The sequence below is a fragment of the Burkholderia thailandensis E264 genome, assembly GCF_000012365.1.
GTDB lineage: Bacteria > Pseudomonadota > Gammaproteobacteria > Burkholderiales > Burkholderiaceae > Burkholderia > Burkholderia thailandensis.
The window spans coordinates 845,117-861,943 of the sequence record NC_007651.1; the positions used below are offsets into that span (position 1 = coordinate 845,117).

18 protein-coding genes are annotated in these 16,827 nt (G+C 69.8%); 9 read left to right on the forward strand and 9 right to left on the reverse strand.

From position 1 onward, the window contains the following. Nucleotides 1-179 precede the first annotated feature (179 nt). The 3 genes from BTH_RS35480 to BTH_RS15960 all read left to right on the forward strand — a co-directional run bounded on the left by BTH_RS35480 (nucleotide 180) and on the right by BTH_RS15960 (nucleotide 2,802). On the forward strand, nucleotides 180-305 hold the full coding sequence (locus tag BTH_RS35480; RefSeq protein WP_258007057.1) for a hypothetical protein: 126 nt from the start codon (nucleotides 180-182) through the stop codon (nucleotides 303-305). 94 nt (nucleotides 306-399) lie between these two features. Next, nucleotides 400-1,950, forward strand: a complete 1,551-nt coding sequence (gene murJ, locus BTH_RS15955; protein ID WP_009892661.1) for a murein biosynthesis integral membrane protein MurJ — start codon at nucleotides 400-402, stop codon at nucleotides 1,948-1,950. Between the two features lie 9 nt (nucleotides 1,951-1,959). Then, nucleotides 1,960-2,802 carry a SirB1 family protein gene (locus BTH_RS15960; protein ID WP_009892659.1) on the forward strand — a complete coding sequence of 281 codons (843 nt, stop codon included), beginning with the start codon at nucleotides 1,960-1,962 and terminating at the stop codon, nucleotides 2,800-2,802. 250 nt (nucleotides 2,803-3,052) lie between these two features. Here BTH_RS15960 and BTH_RS15965 read toward each other — a convergent pair whose 3' ends face one another. From BTH_RS15965 to lpxK, 5 genes are all read right to left on the reverse strand, one after another. After that, nucleotides 3,053-3,811 (reverse strand): SDR family NAD(P)-dependent oxidoreductase, encoded by a 759-nt coding sequence (locus tag BTH_RS15965; protein WP_009892655.1) that lies wholly within the window; start codon nucleotides 3,809-3,811, stop codon nucleotides 3,053-3,055. Between the two features lie 190 nt (nucleotides 3,812-4,001). Continuing rightward, nucleotides 4,002-4,664, reverse strand: a complete 663-nt coding sequence (gene adk, locus BTH_RS15970) for an adenylate kinase (RefSeq protein WP_009892654.1) — start codon at nucleotides 4,662-4,664, stop codon at nucleotides 4,002-4,004. Nucleotides 4,665-4,872: 208 nt separating this feature from the next. Beyond that, nucleotides 4,873-5,664, reverse strand: a complete 792-nt coding sequence (gene kdsB, locus BTH_RS15975) for a 3-deoxy-manno-octulosonate cytidylyltransferase (RefSeq protein WP_009892653.1) — start codon at nucleotides 5,662-5,664, stop codon at nucleotides 4,873-4,875. 170 nt (nucleotides 5,665-5,834) lie between these two features. Further along, nucleotides 5,835-6,041, reverse strand: a complete 207-nt coding sequence (locus tag BTH_RS15980) for a Trm112 family protein (RefSeq protein ID WP_009892651.1) — start codon at nucleotides 6,039-6,041, stop codon at nucleotides 5,835-5,837. After that, nucleotides 6,022-7,050 carry a tetraacyldisaccharide 4'-kinase gene (lpxK, locus tag BTH_RS15985; RefSeq protein WP_025369540.1) on the reverse strand — a complete coding sequence of 343 codons (1,029 nt, stop codon included), beginning with the start codon at nucleotides 7,048-7,050 and terminating at the stop codon, nucleotides 6,022-6,024. Before lpxK ends, BTH_RS15980 begins: the two co-directional genes overlap by 20 nt. Nucleotides 7,051-7,504: 454 nt before the next feature. Between lpxK and xseA the strand changes: the two genes are divergently transcribed. Then, the gene (gene xseA, locus BTH_RS15990; protein WP_025404070.1) at nucleotides 7,505-8,887 is read left to right on the forward strand and encodes an exodeoxyribonuclease VII large subunit; all 1,383 of its coding nucleotides are present in this window, start codon (nucleotides 7,505-7,507) and stop codon (nucleotides 8,885-8,887) included. A 192-nt stretch (nucleotides 8,888-9,079) separates the two neighbouring features. Continuing rightward, the gene (gene sodB, locus BTH_RS15995; protein WP_009892644.1) at nucleotides 9,080-9,658 is read left to right on the forward strand and encodes a superoxide dismutase [Fe]; all 579 of its coding nucleotides are present in this window, start codon (nucleotides 9,080-9,082) and stop codon (nucleotides 9,656-9,658) included. Between the two features lie 124 nt (nucleotides 9,659-9,782). On the opposite strand, the gene BTH_RS35185 is transcribed toward sodB, so the two are convergent. Beyond that, nucleotides 9,783-10,328, reverse strand: a complete 546-nt coding sequence (locus tag BTH_RS35185) for a hypothetical protein (RefSeq protein WP_227739569.1) — start codon at nucleotides 10,326-10,328, stop codon at nucleotides 9,783-9,785. Between the two features lie 10 nt (nucleotides 10,329-10,338). Here BTH_RS35185 and BTH_RS16000 point away from each other — a divergent pair, with 10 nt between their 5' ends. Next, nucleotides 10,339-11,388 carry a hypothetical protein gene (locus BTH_RS16000; RefSeq protein WP_223297018.1) on the forward strand — a complete coding sequence of 350 codons (1,050 nt, stop codon included), beginning with the start codon at nucleotides 10,339-10,341 and terminating at the stop codon, nucleotides 11,386-11,388. Nucleotides 11,389-11,787: 399 nt separating this feature from the next. Here BTH_RS16000 and chrA read toward each other — a convergent pair whose 3' ends face one another. Further along, nucleotides 11,788-12,999: a chromate efflux transporter gene (chrA, locus tag BTH_RS16005; protein ID WP_009892639.1), complete on the reverse strand. Its 1,212-nt coding sequence runs from the start codon at nucleotides 12,997-12,999 to the stop codon at nucleotides 11,788-11,790. A gap of 296 nt (nucleotides 13,000-13,295) precedes the next feature. Then, entirely contained in the window at nucleotides 13,296-14,096 is an 801-nt protein-coding gene (locus tag BTH_RS16010; protein WP_009892637.1) for a Crp/Fnr family transcriptional regulator, read from the reverse strand. A gap of 84 nt (nucleotides 14,097-14,180) precedes the next feature. Between BTH_RS16010 and BTH_RS16015 the strand changes: the two genes are divergently transcribed. Together BTH_RS16015 and BTH_RS16020 are read left to right on the forward strand one after the other, a co-directional pair. Beyond that, nucleotides 14,181-14,708, forward strand: coding sequence for a DUF962 domain-containing protein (locus BTH_RS16015; RefSeq protein ID WP_011401860.1), 528 nt, complete (start codon nucleotides 14,181-14,183; stop codon nucleotides 14,706-14,708). Nucleotides 14,709-14,717: 9 nt separating this feature from the next. Beyond that, the gene (locus BTH_RS16020; protein ID WP_009892634.1) at nucleotides 14,718-15,740 is read left to right on the forward strand and encodes a 2-dehydropantoate 2-reductase; all 1,023 of its coding nucleotides are present in this window, start codon (nucleotides 14,718-14,720) and stop codon (nucleotides 15,738-15,740) included. A gap of 156 nt (nucleotides 15,741-15,896) precedes the next feature. Here BTH_RS16020 and BTH_RS16025 read toward each other — a convergent pair whose 3' ends face one another. Continuing rightward, on the reverse strand, nucleotides 15,897-16,211 hold the full coding sequence (locus tag BTH_RS16025; protein ID WP_223297017.1) for a hypothetical protein: 315 nt from the start codon (nucleotides 16,209-16,211) through the stop codon (nucleotides 15,897-15,899). Between BTH_RS16025 and BTH_RS16030 the strand changes: the two genes are divergently transcribed. Then, entirely contained in the window at nucleotides 16,201-16,806 is a 606-nt protein-coding gene (locus tag BTH_RS16030) for a class I SAM-dependent methyltransferase (protein WP_009908554.1), read from the forward strand. The genes BTH_RS16025 and BTH_RS16030 overlap by 11 nt on opposite strands. Nucleotides 16,807-16,827 lie beyond the last annotated feature (21 nt).

The following is a 16,827-nucleotide window of genomic DNA, read 5'->3' on the forward strand; positions in this document are numbered from 1 at the left end:
TTCCTTATCCTGTCCTGTTCCCAGAGCTTGGAGCCTGACGGCCAAGCGCTGCTTTTCGATCCGACTTCCGGGAGCGATTGCCCGGAAGCGCAAAAAAACGTGGGTTTTAACCGAGGCCGGCCGACGCGCTTGATCGTGAAACGACGCTTGGGCGACGCACGAAACGCTACGAAACGCGTATGACAGGCTCAGAAACCGGCAATTATAACAACAAAATCAAGCGAGTGGCAAGAAAAAGCCGCGTCTGCCGGATCGTCGGCGGCGGGCACGCCTGTTCCGACATGCCGACGCCGGCGCACCCGTGAACGGTCGCCTCATGCCGGTACGCCGATGCCGATATGCCGCTTTTGCTCGACCGGATCGGTTGCCGCCGCCCGAGGTCCGTATAATAAGCGCCCCATGAATCTATTCCGAGCCCTGCTGACGGTCAGCGGCTTCACGCTGCTGTCGCGCGTGACCGGACTGGCCCGTGAGACGCTGATCGCCCGTGCGTTCGGCGCCAGTCAATTCACAGACGCGTTCTACGTCGCATTCCGCATTCCGAACCTGCTGCGCCGGCTGTCCGCCGAAGGCGCGTTCTCGCAGGCGTTCGTGCCGATTCTCGCCGAGTTCAAGAATCAGAAAGGGCACGATGCAACGAAAGCGCTCGTCGACGCGATGTCGACCGTGCTCGCGTGGGCGCTCGCGTTCCTGTCGCTCGCCGGGATCGCCGGCGCGTCGTGGGTCGTGTTCGTCGTCGCATCGGGGCTGCGCACGGACGGGCAGGCATTTCCGCTCGCCGTCGCGATGACGCAGATCATGTTCCCGTACATCGTGTTCATTTCGCTGACGACGCTCGCGTCCGGCGTGCTCAACACGTACAAGAGCTTTTCGCTGCCGGCGTTCGCGCCCGTGCTGCTGAACGTCGCGTTCATCGCCGCCGCCGTGTTCGTCGCGCCGCATCTGAAGGTGCCCGTCTACGCGCTCGCCTGGGCGGTGATCGCGGGCGGCGTCCTGCAGTTCGCGGCGCAGTTGCCGGGCTTGAAGAAGATCGACATGGTGCCTTCGATCGGCGTGAATCCGATGCGCGCGCTCGCGCATCCGGGCGTAAAGCGCGTGCTCGCGAAGATGGTGCCCGCGACGTTCGCGGTGTCGGTCGCGCAGCTGTCGCTGATCATCAATACGAACATCGCGTCGCGGCTCGGGCAGGGCGCCGTGTCGTGGATCAATTACGCGGACCGGCTGATGGAATTCCCGACCGCGCTCCTCGGCGTCGCGCTCGGCACGATCCTGCTGCCGAGCCTGTCGAAGGCGCACGTCGATGCCGATTCGACCGAGTATTCGGCGCTCCTCGACTGGGGGTTGCGGGTCACGTTCCTGCTGGCCGCGCCGAGCGCGCTCGCGCTCTTCTTCTTCGCCGAGCCGCTGACGGCGACGCTCTTCAACTACGGCAAGTTCGACGCGCATACGGTCACGATGGTCGCGCGCGCGCTCGCGACGTACGGAATCGGCCTCGTCGGCATCATCCTCATCAAGATCCTCGCGCCCGGCTTCTACGCGAAGCAAGACATCAAGACGCCCGTGAAGATCGCGGTCGGCGTGCTCGTCGTCACGCAGCTGTCGAACTACGTGTTCGTGCCGATCATCGGCCATGCGGGGCTCACGCTGAGCATCGGCGTCGGCGCGTGCCTGAACTCGCTGCTCCTGTTCATTGGTTTGCGCCGCCGCGGCATCTACCAGCCGTCGCCCGGCTGGCTGCGCTTCTTCGTGCAGCTCGCGGGCGCGTCGCTCGTGCTCGCCGGCGTGATGCACTGGCTCGCGATCAACTTCGACTGGACCGCGATGCGCGCGGCGCCGCTCGATCGGATCGCGTTGATGGCCGCCTGCCTCGTTCTGTTCGCTGCACTATATTTCGGTATGTTGTGGCTGATGGGTTTCAAATACGCATACTTCAGACGGCGCGCCAAGTAACGGACCCCAATGACTCGCGTTCTCGACTATTTCAGTTCGCTCGTCGCCGAAGACGATGGCTTGCCGCTCACCGAGGCGGCGCTGTCGCTCGCGCAGGACGCCTATCCCGACGTGGACCTGCAAGGCGTGCTCGCGGAGCTCGACGCGCTCGCCGCGCGGCTCGCGAGGCGGCTGCCGGACGGCGCCGGCGCGAGCGACAAGCTCGCGCTCCTGAACGACTTCTTCTTCCGCGAACTCGGCTTCGCGTGCAACCACAACGACTACTACGATCCGGACAACAGCTACCTGAACATGGTGCTCAAGCGCCGTCGCGGGATTCCGATCACGCTCGCGGTGCTGTATCTGGAACTGGCCGAGCAGGTCGGCGTGCCGGCGCGCGGCGTGTCGTTTCCCGGCCATTTCCTGCTGCGCATCGCGCTGCCGGACGGCGATTCGATCCTCGATCCCACGACGGGGCGCTCGCTGTCGGAATCGGAGCTCGTCGAGATGCTCGAACCGTATGTCGCGCACGCCGGCGGCGGCACGGCGAGCGTGCTGCGCGCGCTGCTGCAGCCGGCGACGGAGCGCGAGATCGTCGCGCGAATGCTGAACAACCTGAAGGCCGTCTATCTGCAGACGGAACGCTGGCAGCGGCTGCTCGGCGTGCAGGAGCGGCTCGTGATCCTGCTGCCCGGGCAGCTCGACGAAGTGCGCGACCGCGGCTTCGCGTACGCGCGTCTCGACTACCTGCGCCCCGCGCTCGAGGATCTGGAGACGTATCTCGGCGAGCGTCCCGACGCGGCCGATGCGACGGTCGTCGAAGCGCAGGTCAGCGAATTGCGGCAGCGAATGCAGCGCGACGACGACGATTGAGCGGCATGGCGGCCGGGCGGGGCGCTCGACGGCCCCGGCGCGCGCCGCAGGCCGCCTGTCTCGGGGCGCCGCGCGCGTGCGTTCGCTCGAGCGTGCCGAGCGCCGCGCTTCGATGTCGCGCCCCGAATCACGGGATCGTCAGGCAAGCGGCATGAAGACGCCTGCGGATGCCGCTGCATTCCGCAGGCGTTTTTTGTCCGCTCGGCGGTGTGCTGCACGCGGCGCCGCTGTGGCCGCGTGCGCCGCCGCATTACTTCGGCTGCATCCGAATCGCGCCGTCTAGGCGGATGACCTCGCCGTTGAGCATCGGGTTCTCGAAGATCTGCCTGACGAGCATCGCGTATTCGGCCGGCTTGCCGAGGCGCGGCGGGAACGGCACCATCGCGCCGAGCGCGTCCTGCACTTCCTGCGGCATGCCGAGCAGCATCGGCGTTTCGAAGATGCCGGGCGCGATCGTCATCACGCGAATCGCATTGCGCGACAGGTCGCGCGCGATGGGCAGCGTCATGCCGGCGACGCCCGCCTTCGACGCCGCGTACGCGGCCTGGCCGATCTGGCCGTCGAACGCGGCGACCGACGCGGTGCTGACGATCACGCCGCGCTCGCCGGTTGGCGCCGGCTCGTTCGCGGCCATCGCAGCGGCCGCGACGCGAATCATGTTGAACGTGCCGATCAGGTTCACGGTGATCGTCTTCGCGAACAGCTCGAGCGGGTGCGGGCCGTCCTTGCCGACCGTTTTCGCCGCGGGCGCGATGCCCGCGCAGTTGACGAGCCCGCGCAGCGTGCCGAGCTTCGTCGCGGCGGCGACGGCCGCCTGCGCGTCTTCCTCGCGCGCGACGTCGCACCGGACGAACACGCCGCCCAGCTCGCGCGCGAGCGCTTCGCCCGCGTCCTGATTCAGGTCCGCGAGCACGACCTTGCCGCCTGCTTCGGTCAGCAGGCGCGCGGTGCCCGCTCCGAGCCCGGATGCGCCGCCCGTGATCAGGAAGACGTTGTCGCGAATCTCCATGTTTGCTCCTTCTCCTTGGATTGATTGGAATGAATGTCGATCGAATGTCGTGAAGCGCGCGTTGCGACGATTGTACGAGCGAGCGCGGAAGCCCGGCGCGAAGCGAACGACCGGACGAAAAAAAACCGCCCGGAGAGGGCGGTTCTTTCGTCATCGTGGCGCGGGATGCGCGGCGCGCGCCGGGCGCGATTCACTTCAGCGCGTCGAACACGCGCGCGCGGATTTCGTCGACGGCGCCGAGGCCGGAGATCTTCCGGTACGCGGGCGCCTTCAGGCCGTTCTCCTCGCCGCGCGTCGCCCAGTCGCCGTAATACGTGATGAGCGGCTTCGTCTGCGCTTCGTACACGTCGAGGCGCTTCTTCACCGTTTCTTCCTTGTCGTCGTCGCGCTGAATCAGCGGCTCGCCCGTCACGTCGTCCTTGCCCTCGACCTTCGGCGGGTTGAACTTCACGTGGTACGTGCGTCCCGACGCCGGGTGCGTGCGGCGGCCGCTCATCCGCTCGATGATTTCCGAGAACGGCACGTCGATCTCGAGCACGTAGTCGATCGCGACGCCCGCTTCCTTCATCGCGTCGGCCTGCGCGATCGTGCGCGGGAAGCCGTCGAACAGGTAGCCGTTCGCGCAGTCCGCTTCCTTCAGGCGCTCCTTGACGAGGCCGATGATCAGCGAATCCGGCACGAGCTTGCCTTCATCCATGTACGCCTTCGCTTCGACGCCGAGCGGCGTGCCGGCCTTCACGGCGGCGCGCAGCATGTCGCCCGTCGAGATTTGCGGAATGCCGAACTTTTCCTTGATGAAGTTTGCCTGGGTGCCCTTTCCCGCGCCGGGCGCGCCCAACAGGATCAAACGCATGGTGATATCTCCGGTATGTGAATGCTCTGGTGCGAGACGCTACGGGACCCGCTGCGCGGCTCGGCGGTTCTGCAGCAAGCGCGATCGGCCGGTCTGACTGCGGCGGGTCGAATGCGACGCGCGGCGGCCGGCGAATGTCGGGCTTGGGGTGAATCTCGGTGAGCGGCGCGGGCGGATCGCTCGCACAATCGCCCGATTATGCCATGGGTTATTTGGCCCGAGACCGAAAAAGGGCCTGCACGCGTTCGAGATCGGCCGGCGTGTCGATGCCGGCCTCGGGCGCGTGCTCGGTGACGAGCACGGCGATCCGCTCGCCATGCCACATCGCGCGCAACTGCTCGAGCTGCTCGGCCGCCTCGATCGGCGCCTGCGCGAGCGTCGGGTACGTGCGCAGGAACCGCGCGCGATACGCGTAGAGGCCGATGTGCCGATAGACGGGGCACGTCGGCGCGGGCATCGCCGCGATGTTCGGCCAGTGCGGCAGGTACGCGTCGCGCGACCACGGAATCGGCGCGCGCGAGAAGTACAGCGCGACGCCGTTCGCGTCGAGCACGACCTTCACGTAGTTCGGATTGAACACCTCGTGCGCTTCGTGAATCGGGTGCGCGGCCGTCGCGATCGCGCACGACGGATGCGCGGCGAGGTGCGACGCTACGTCGCACACGAGCTGCGGATCGATCAGCGGCTCGTCGCCCTGAACGTTGACGACGATCGTGTCGTCGCTGAAGCCGAGCTTCGCGGCGACCTCGGCGAGGCGGTCGGTGCCGGACGGATGGTCGGCGCGCGTGAGCACCGCGTCGAAGCCGTGCTCGCGCACCGCGTCGAGCACGCTCTGCGCGTCGGACGCGACGAGCACCTGCTGCGCGCCCGCCTCACGCGCGCGCTCGGCGACGCGCACGACCATCGGCTTGCCGCCGAGATCGGCGAGCGGCTTGTTCGGCAGGCGGGTCGATGCGAGGCGGGCGGGGACGACGGCGACGAAAGGGAGCGGGGAGGTCATCGGACGGGCGCGAAGCGCAAAGGGTTCGAAAAATGCGCCCGCTTGGCGTGCGGGCAGCGGCGTTGGCGCGTCAGGGCGGCGGCGGTTCGGCGCGCGCGCCCGGCTTGCGCGAAGACGGCGGGCACCGTGCGAGATGGCGCGGCGCGCAAGCGCGTGAGCGTGCGCGGGTGTCAGCGGCCCTGGGCCGGGCCGGCCGGATCGACCGGCGTGCCTTCGACGGTCTGGCGCGCTTCGTCGACGAGCATCACCGGGATGCCGTCGCGGATCGGATACGCGAGCTTGTCGGCATTGCAGACGAGCTCCTGCGCGCCGCGGTCGTAGTGGAGCGGGCCCTTGCAAACCGGGCAGACGAGGATTTCAAGCAGACGTGCGTCCACGGAGTTTCTCCACAACGAGAGCGATAAGGCGGGGATCGAGCGCGGCCTCGACCGGCACGACCCAGATGCGAGCGTCGCGCCACGAAGTCCCCAATTTTACTGCATCCTTCTCGGTGATCAGGATCGCGTCGAAATGATCGTCGACGAACGGGTTCGTGGCGAACGCGTAGTGATCGGGCAGCGCGCGCGTCGCCGGCGTGACGCCCGCCGCGCGCAGCGTCGCGAAGAAGCGCTCCGGCGCGCCGATGCCCGCCGCCGCGAGCACGCGCTCGCCCGCGAATTGCGCGAGCGGCTTGCGGCGCGACGGCCGGGCGAGATGCCATGCGTCGCCGGGCGCGAGCGACAGCGCGAACGTGTCGGGCCACGGCGGCAGCGCGCGGCTGTACGGATCGTTGACGAGCGTTGCGTCGCGGCGGCGCGACAGCGGCTCGCGCAGCGGCCCGGCCGGCAGCAGGAAGCCGTTGCCGCCGAGGCGATGGTCGAACACGACGATCTCGACTGCGCGCGCGAGCCGGTAGTGCTGCAGGCCGTCGTCGCTCACGACGACGTCGACTTCGGGGTGCGCGGCCTTCAGCGCGCGCACGGCCGCGACGCGGTCCGGGCACACCCACACGGGCGCGAGCGTGCGGCGCGCGATCAGGAGCGGCTCGTCGCCTGCCTGCTGCGGCGCCGACGCGGGCGTGACCGCGGTCGGCGCGACGATCTTCGCGCCGTAGCCGCGCGACACGACGCCGGGCGTGAAGCCCGCGGCGCGCAGCGCGTCGACGAGCGCGATCACGGTGGGCGTCTTGCCGGTGCCGCCGACCGTCACGTTGCCGACGACGACGACGGGCACGCCGCAGTCGACGCGCGCCTTCCAGCCGCGCGCATAGGCGGCGCGGCGCAGCGCGGCGATCGCGCCGAACGCGCATGCGAAGGGCGTGAGCGCCCATGCGAGTGCGCCGCGGCGCTGCCACTCGCGGGTCAGGCGCGCTTCGGCGCGCGCGAGCAATCCCGGCCGAGCGCTCATGACGCGAGACACGAGACGCCGCGCGGCGCGGCTGAGGACGGATTCGTCAACACGTTTCTCCGGATGGCGGCGGGCGGCCGCGCGGTCTTCTCTTCGAAAGGCGGCACTCTAGCGCGCCCGCCGCGCGGCCCGCAAGTCGCGCGGGCGCCGCATGCGGCGCCCGCCTCGCCGCCGCGCATTCGAGCCGCCTGTGGATAACTCTGTGAAAAACTCCGCATCGAAGCGTGCGGCGAGGCCATATGGCGGGCCTCCGGTCGGCGGGGGGGCGGGTTGGATTCGAAAAAAATCCATTGGAATCATATATTTGATCGAAATCATCAGGGGTTTCGGGGCGATTGTTACAACACCGTCCCTGTTTCGCGCGCCGTGTGGACACCTGGGCGGCGCGCACGTGCGGCTTGCCGTGCGCGCCGAGGCGGTCTATCGTTGGGCGCCCGAAATCTCCCGATCGTCCATGCATTCCGAAACCACTTTCGCCGGCTCCGGCGGCGCGCCTGCCGGCGACGGCGTCATTCCCGTGTCCGCGCTCAACCGCGCGATCGGCACGATGCTCGAGCGCACGTTCCCGCTGCTGTGGGTGGCGGGCGAAGTGTCGAACTTCACGCGCGCGGCGAGCGGCCACTGGTATTTCTCGATCAAGGATCAGCAGGCGCAGATGCGTTGCGTGATGTTCCGCGGCCGCGCGCAGCATGCGGAGTTCACGCCGCGCGAAGGAGACAAGATCGAAGTGCGCGCGCTCGTCACGATGTACGAGCCGCGCGGCGAAGTGCAACTGAACGTCGAGGCGGTTCGGCGCACCGGGCAGGGGCGGCTTTACGAAGCGTTCCTGCGGCTGAAGGCGCAGCTCGAGGCCGAAGGGCTCTTCGCGCCCGAGCGCAAGCGGGCGCTGCCGACGCATCCGCGCGCGATCGGCGTCGTCACGTCGCTGCAGGCGGCCGCGTTGCGCGACGTGCTGACGACGCTCGCGCGCCGCGCGCCGCACGTGCCGGTGATCGTCTATCCGGCGCCCGTGCAGGGCGCGGGCGCGGCGGAGAAGCTCGCCGCGATGGTCGCGACCGCGAGCGCGCGGCGCGAGGTCGACGTGCTGATCGTCTGCCGCGGCGGCGGCTCGATCGAGGACTTGTGGTCGTTCAACGACGAGGCGCTCGCGCGCGCGATCGCGGCGAGCGAGGTGCCTGTCGTGTGCGGCGTCGGCCACGAGACCGATTTCACGATCGCCGATTTCGCGGCCGACGTGCGCGCGCCGACGCCGACCGGCGCGGCCGAGCTCGTGAGCCCGCAGCGCGCGCTGTTGCTGCGCGAGCTGGGCGAGCGGCAGAACGCGCTCGCGCGCGGCCTGCGGCGCGGCCTCGATGCGCGCGCGCAACAGCTCGACTGGCTCGCGCGCCGGCTGATCAGCCCGGCCGAGCGTCTGCAGCGTCAGTCCATGCACGTGGGACAGCTCGCCGCGCGGCTCGCGGCGGCGGGCGCGCGGCCGGTGCGCGATGCGCGCGCGCGTTTCGCGCTCGTGCAACTGCGCTGGCAGCGCGCGCGGCCCGACGTCGCGCCCGCGCGGCAGGTGCTCGCGACGCTCGCGCAAAGGCTCGATGCGACGCTGCGGCGACGCGTCGAACGCGATACCGCGCGCGTCGCCGCATGCGCGGCGCGGCTCGAGGTGCTGAGCCCGCAGCGCACGCTGGAGCGCGGCTATGCCGCACTCATCGACACGCAGACGGGCCGCGCGGTGCGCGCGCCCGCGGCGCTCAAGCCGCAGCGCCGGCTGACCGTGCATCTCGCGGAAGGCTCCGCCGACGTGTCGCTCGCCGACGTGCAACCGCGCCTTTCGGATACGTTCTGAAGACGCGCCGCGCGTGCGGCACGCGGTGCGCGCGCGCCGTTTGGCGCGTCGCGCATGCCGCGTCGACGTCGATTTTTCGGATATGACGGATAAAGGCCCGCGAGTTTGCGGGGTTATTCGGACTCGCCTACAATCGGGCGTTCCGCGGCATCCAACACTGCCCTCCCTACATACACATCGAAGGAACCGATCATGGCTCATACGCTCCCGCCGTTGCCGTACGCTGAAGACGCCCTCGCTCCGCACATCTCGCAGGAGACGATCCAGTATCACTACGGCAAGCATCACCAGGCTTATGTGACGAACCTGAACAACCTGATCCCCGGCACCGAGTTCGAGAACCTGTCGCTGGAAGAGATCGTGAAGAAGTCGTCGGGCGGCATCTTCAACAACGCCGCGCAAATCTGGAATCACACGTTCTTCTGGAACAGCCTGTCTCCGAACGGCGGCGGCGCGCCGACTGGCGCGCTCGGCGACGCGATCAACGCGAAGTGGGGCTCGTTCGACGCGTTCAAGGAAGCGTTCACGAAGGCGGCGGTCGGCACGTTCGGCTCGGGCTGGGCGTGGCTCGTGAAGAAGGCGGACGGCTCGCTCGACATCGTGTCGACGAGCAACGCGGCCACGCCGCTCACGACGGCCGACAAGCCGCTCGTCACGATCGACGTGTGGGAGCACGCTTACTACATCGATTACCGCAACGCGCGTCCGAAGTTCGTCGAAGCGTTCTGGAACATCGTGAACTGGGATTTCGCCGCGAAGAACTTCGCATAACGCGCACGTTCGCATCCGTCATTTCCTACGACGACAGTTCGCAAAAAATCGAGCGATACGCAGTGACGAGATCTCGAATCAGTCCCGACAAAAAGCCCTCCGATGGAGGGCTTTTTTTTCGTCTTTAACGGGGGCCTACCCTACTTGCATCGGGCTGCCATTCCGTCAGCGGATTGGCCGGCGGCCGTGAATTCCGGCGTCGACGGGCGAAACGCATCCGCTCGTCGGGGAACGAATCGCGGCGGCCGGCGAGGCCGCTCGTTCGGTGCGCGCTTCGCGTGAGCGGGCGCGATTCCATCGGTTTTTTTTCGGCGCGTGGCGCGGTGTTCGCCATGCGCGATTTCGCCGGGCGGCGGTGATTTCGCCGTCGCCCGGCATTCGGCGTGCCGTCGCGTCCGGGGGGGCGCGGTACTTTTCTTTGCTTCTGGAAAAGGTAAACAGACAACATGGCACTCTCACGAGGCACTCGCATCTTGATCGGCGCAACGCTTTGCGCATCCGTGACGCTGATGACCGCCGCCTGCGGCGGCGATGGCTCCAGCGGCGCGCCCGGCGTCAGCGCCTTCAAATCGCCGCACGGCTCGGGCACAACGGGCAGCGCCGGCACATCGGGCACCACGGGCACGAGCGGCACCACCAGCAGCACCACGAGCACCACGAGCGCCAGCACGCAGGGCACGATGGCGCTGCAGATCGCGGATTTCCTCCTCGCTCAGCAGGATGTCAACGGCGCGATTCCGGACGAGGCCGGCACCGGCACCGCCAACACGGACTCCGACATGGAGTATGCGCTGATCGGTCTAGCGGCCGCATACGGCGCGACGCATGACGCGAAGTACCTGAGCGGCCTCGAGAAAGGCATCGCGTGGCTCGCCGCGCGCGAGGAGATGACCGATCCCGCCTGGCAGGGCAGCTGGCGCTATGCCTATTCGATGACGCCGCCGTACGATCCGGTTCCGACGTCGCCGGGCGCGGGGATCGCCGACGTACGCGGCGTGGATGCGACGTCCGCGCTGTTCGTCTACCTGCTCTATCTCGACCGGCAACTGACGGGCAGCACGGCGCTCGTCACGCAGTACGGCGCGAATGCGCGCGCGGCGCTCGATTTCGTGCTCGCGAAGAACATCAATCCGAGCGGCTACTCGGGCAGCTCGTGGCAACTGCCCGTCGGCAGCGCCACGTGGCAGTTCTGGCCGTACGAGTACGCAGCGGATCAGGGCGACGTCTACCTCGGCATGAACGCGGGCGCGCTGCTGTTTCCGGACAATCCGAACTATGCGGCGAAAGCGGCCTTCCTGAAGAACAACGTGCCGTCGCAGTTCTACATGACGAGCGCGCAGCGCTACTCGGTCGGCCGCGACACGGGCGCGCCGCTCGACGCGGATCTCGGCATCGACACGATCTTCCCGCAGGGCTACCTGCCGTGGGTGTTCGGCGCGAATTCGCAGAGCATCGGCGCGATCCAGTGGATGATCAACCAGACGGCCGCCGACGGCAGCATCCGCTCGCCGTCGACCGACCCCGCATACGCGCTGTCCAACGTGATCCTGCTGCTCGGCGCGCCGACGCAAGGCATGCAGGCGCCGTCGACGACACTGCCCTGGATCGTGAACAACGTGCTCGATCCGCAGACGCACGGCATCCACGACTACCCCGGCTCGCCGGACCAGGAGACGAACGTCTCCGGGTTCGCGGTCGCGGCGTTGCTCGGGATGAAGGCGTTCCCCTGATCGGCGCGTGAGTCCGGCGGGCGATGGCGCACGCCCGCCGGACTCCGTCTTTGCCGCCGGGCGCTCATGTTCGGGGCGCGGCTCGTCCGCGCAGGCTGCGGCGGCGGTGCGGGCGGAACGAGGCGATCGCGCCGGCTCGTCCCGCATCGGTTGGGCGCCGCGACGAATGTCCGCGCGATGCGCGTTCATTGCGTTCGCGAATTTCGCCGCTTCGTCCCGTCACCCGCACGGCGACGCACGCGCGGCGGCGGTGGCGGCAGCGGCGCGCGCGGATGCGCGGCCGCCGTTGCGTCCGCGATCGTCCGGCGGCGGCGCGTGATTTGCCCGGGGGCGAGCCGGTTGCCGCGCTCAGCGTGCGGCCGGCGAACCCGCGCAGCGCGCCCGGCGCACTGAAACGCGTCAAACCGAAAAGACGATCCACCCCGCGGCGCACGCGCCGATCACCACGATCCACGGCGGCACGCGCCAGAACGTCAGCGCGACGAACGCGACGAGCGCCGCGACGAAGTCGCGCGGCGCGAGGATCGCGCCCGTCCACACCGGCTGATAGAGCGCGGCGAGCAAGAGGCCGACGACGGCCGCGTTGACGCCCGCGAGCGCCGCCCGCATCCGCGCGTTCGTTCGCCAGCGCTCCCAGAACGGAATCGCGCCCGTGACGAGCAGGAACGACGGCGCGAAGATCGCGACGAGCGCGAGCGCGCCGCCGAGCCAGCCCGACGGCGCATCCTTCATTGACGCGCCGAGAAACGCCGCAAACGTGAAGAGCGGGCCGGGGACGGCCTGCGCGGCGCCGTAGCCCGCGAGAAACGTCTGGCCGCCGACCCAGCCGGGCGTGACCACCGATGCCTGCAGCAGCGGCAGCACGACGTGCCCGCCGCCGAACACGAGCGCGCCCGCGCGATAGAACGCGTCGACGATCGCGAGCGCGTGGCTGCCGGATGCGCACGCGGCGAGCGGCAGGCCGGCCAGCAGCGCGACGAACAGCGCGAGGCAGCACGCGCCGGCACGCCGGCCGAGCGAGATCGGCAGCGGATCGTGTGCGCCGCCGCGCGCGGGATCGACGTGAAGCAGCCCGATGCAGGCCGCACTCGCGATGACGGCGAGCTGCGTCCATGTCGACGGCACGACGAGCGCGACGCCCGTCGCGGCCGTCATGATCGTCACGCGCCGCGCGTCGGGGCACAGATTGCGCGCCATGCCCCAGACAGCCTGCGCGACGACGGCCGCCGACACGATCTTCAGCCCGTGCAGCGCGCCCGGCGCGAGCGCGTGACCGGCCGCGCCGGCCATGCCGTAAGCGAACGCGATCATCGCGAGCGCGGACGGCAGCGTGAAGCCCGCCCACGCGGCGAGCGCGCCCGCGTAGCCCGCGCGCGACAGGCCGATCGCGATGCCGACCTGGCTGCTCGCCGGGCCGGGCAGGAACTGGCAGAGGCCGACGAGGTCCGCGTAGCTGCGCTCGCTCAGCCAGCGCCGGCGGACGACGAATTCTTCGCGGAAATAGCCGAGGTGGGCGATCGGGCCGCCGAACGACGTGAGGCCAAGGCGCAGGAACGCGACGAAGACCGGCCAGGCGCGGCCGATGGCGGAGCGGGATGCGGATGCGTGCATGCGATCGCGGTTGCTTATGAGGGCGATTGGGGCGATGCGCGATGATAGCGGGCTCGCGCGAGCGCGGCAGGAAAATCGTCGCCCGGACCGGGCGGCGCGCGGCGATGCGGCCGGCGACAGGTAAGTCGGCGACGGCGCCGGTTCTCGCCGGTCCTGGGTGCGATGCCGGTTCTCCGGTCCTGATGCCGGCCCCGGTCTAGGTCTCGTTCAAGATCGAGGTCTCGGTCTCGATCTCGATCGATGTCGATTCGCAAGCCGAATCCGCCGCTGCCACTGCCGCTCGCGCGACGACGCGACTACGATCGGCGGCGCGTGGCGTGCGCGCGGCTGGCGTCGCCGGCGCCGTGCGCATCGCCGTCCGATCGCGCATCGCCCGCGCCCGCCAGATCGTCTTCCGCGCGATGCGCCGCGCCGCTCGCCGCGCGCAGCGCATTCAGATCGACGATCTCGATTTCGCCGACGTGCAGCCTCACGACGCCGCGCGCCGCGAGCTCCTTCAGCAACTGGTTCGCCGTTTGCCGCGACAGCGACAGCATCGCGCCGAGCCGCTCCTGCGACAGCCTGATCCGCCGATGCCGCGTGCTGATTCCGCCGTAGCCTTCCGCGATCATCAGCAGGCGCGCCGCGAGCCGCTGAGCGGCGGGCATCAGCGTCAGCGCCTCGACGTTCATGAACGACATGCGCAGCTTTTGCGCCATCAAGAGCGCAAGATATCGCCAGTAGCGCGGTGTTTCGTCGAGCAGTTGCTGCAGCGCGGCTTGCGGCACGTGCATCAGCAACGCGTCTTCGAGCGCGATCGCATCGTGCGTGCGCGGCAGCTCGTCGAAGAGCGCGATTTCGCCGAACCAGGTCATCGGCTCGGCCACCGTGAGGAGCGCTTCCTTGCCGCTCGCGTCGACGGCGCCCACCGACAGCGCGCCGCTCAGCACCGCGTAGAGCCCGCACGGCGCGTCGCCGCGGCGGAACAGCACCTGGCCCGCCGCGAGCCGGCGCGGCACCGCGGTCGCGGCGAGCGCATCGCGCAGCTCGGCGGGCAGCGCGCCGAACCACGGGTGCGCGTCGAGCTGGGGGCGGTAGGGTTCGAAGAGCGGATGCATCGGCCGTCGCGGTGTCGGGTAGCTGACAGAGAAAACGTCGCGTGACGGGCATGATAGCGCTCACTCGCATCAGGAGGGGACACGATGAGGACCTTGGTCGATCAACTCGCGCAGTACGCGGCCTATCATCGCGACGCGCGCAACATCGCGACGCATCTCGTCGGCATTCCGATGATCGTCGTCGCTGTGACGGCGCTGCTGTCGCGGCCGACGTTCGGCGCGTGGGGCGCGCTCGCGCTCACGCCCGCGGCGCTCGCCGCGCTCGCGGCCACGCTCTTTTACCTGCGGCTCGATCTGCGCTTCGGCATCGCGATGGCCGTGCTGCTCGCGCTGAGTCTCTGGGCCGGCCGCGCGCTCGCCGCGCAGACGACCGCGCTCTGGCTCGGCGTGGGGCTCGGGCTCTTTTTCGTCGGATGGGTGATCCAGTTCGTCGGCCACTACTTCGAGGGGCGCAAGCCCGCGTTCGTCGACGATCTGATCGGGCTCGTCGTCGGTCCGCTGTTCGTCGTCGCCGAAGTCGCGTTCTTCGCCGGGCTGCGCGGCGAAGTGCGCGCCGAAGTCGAGCGGCGCGTCGGGCCGGTGCGCGCCGGCACGCGCGGCGCGCGCGTCTGACTCGCGCCGATGCCGACGATTTGCGTTTATGGCGCGGGCGCGCTCGGCTGCTATATCGGCGGCCGGCTGATCGCGGGCGGCGCCGACGTCGCGCTGATCGGCCGCGGGCGGATCGGCGACGCGCTGCGCGCGCACGGGCTCGTGCTGTCCGATTACCGAGGGCGCGACGCCCGCGTGCCGCCGTCCGCGATCGCGTTCTCGACGGCCGATGCGGCGGCCGCATCCGCGGAACTCGTGCTCGTCACCGTGAAGTCCGCGGCGACGCCCGCCGTCGGCGCCGCGCTCGCGCGCATCATGCGGCCCGATGCGGTCGTCGTCAGCTTTCAGAACGGCGTGCGCAACGCGGATGTGCTGCGCGCCGCGTTGCCCGGCGCGACCGTGCTCGCCGGCATGGTGCCGTTCAACGTGATCTCGCGCGGCGAGGGCGGATTCCATCAGGGCACGGCGGGCGAATTGCAGGTCGAGGCCGCGCCCGCGCTGCGGCGCTTCGCGGAGGCGTTCGAGCGTGCGGGGCTGCCGCTCGTGCCGCGCGCGGACATGCGCGCGGTTCAATGGGCGAAGCTGCTGCTCAATCTCAACAACGCGATCAATGCGCTCGCGAACCGGCCGCTGAAGGAAGAGCTCGCGGCGCGCAGCTATCGGCGCTGTCTCGCGCTGGCGCAAATCGAGGCGCTGCGCCTGCTGTCGGCGGCCGGGGTCCGTCCCGCGCGGCTCACGCCGCTGCCGGCCGCGTGGGTGCCGCGCTTGCTGAGCGTGCCGGACCCGCTGTTCGCGCGGCTCGGGCGGAAGATGCTCGAGATCGATCCGCTCGCGCGTTCGTCGATGTCGGACGACTTGGCCGCGAAACGGACGACCGAGGTCGAGTGGATCAACGGCGAGATCGTGCGTCTTGCCGGGCGGCTCGGGCGCGCGGCGCCCGTCAACGCACGCCTTTGCGCGCTGGCTCACGACGCGGAGCGCTCGCACGCGCGGCCGGCGTGGGGCGGCGACGCGCTGCTCGCCGAATTGCTTGCCGCGGCGCGGGCGGGATAGCCCCGGGGCGGCCGTCGGGTGCTTTGCGCGCATCGGCGGGCAGGCCGTCGATGTGCGCACGCGTGGCCGGGTTGCCGTGCGGGCGTCGGCGTTGGCGCGGCGGATCGCTTGAGGCGGCCGGGGACGCTCGTTCGGCGAGCGCCGTTCGCGCGGACGCTACGTCGCCGCTCGCCGGCTCGCGCCTGCCGATGGCGTCGGCAGGCGTTCGCGGGCGGCGATCGACGCGAGCACCGATCCGCCGACATCGACGCGATCGATCGGCGCGACGACGCGCCGGCTCCGGCCGATATCCCGACCGTCATCCCGGCCGATATCCCGGCCGCGTGGCCGCGGCCGCATCGCTTCGGTCGTCGCGCCGCTGCGACGGACGAGGCATGAAATGTCCGTCGCGATTAACATGACGGCGGCGCGCGCTCGCCTTCCACGAGCCGGCGCGCGACCGTCAACCGAGGAGATGACGATGGATCGCACGACGCTCGACGCATACGACCGCCACGCGGCCGATTACGCACGCGAATGGGACGAACAACCGGCGCCCGACGACATGTATGCGCTGCTCGAACGCTACTTCAAGCCCGGACCGACTGCGGACGTCGGTTGCGGCGCGGGGCGCGACGTCGCGTGGCTCGCGAGCCGCGGCTTCGACGCGCGCGGCTACGACGGCAGCGCGTCGCTTGTCGCCGAAGCGCGGCGCAGCCATCCGGCGCTGCGCTTCGAAGAGGCGCTGCTGCCGGCGCTCGCGGGCGTGCCGTCCGGCGCGTTCAGCAACGTGCTGTGCGAGACGGTGATCATGCATCTGCCGGCTTCGGCCGTCGACGCGGCCGTCGCGCGGCTCGTCGAGCTGCTCGCGCCGGGCGGCACGCTGTATCTGAGCTGGCGGGTGACGACGGGCGACGCGCTGCGCGACGGGCGCGGGCGGCTTTACGAGGTGGTCGATGCCGAACGCGTGCACGCCGCGCTCGGCGATGCGTGCGACGTGCTGTTCGAGCACGAGCAGACGAGCGAATCGTCCGGCAAGCGCGTGCACCGGCTCGTCGCGAGAAGGCGCGCGACTGCGGCTGGCTGACGCGCGTCGGACGCGCGAACG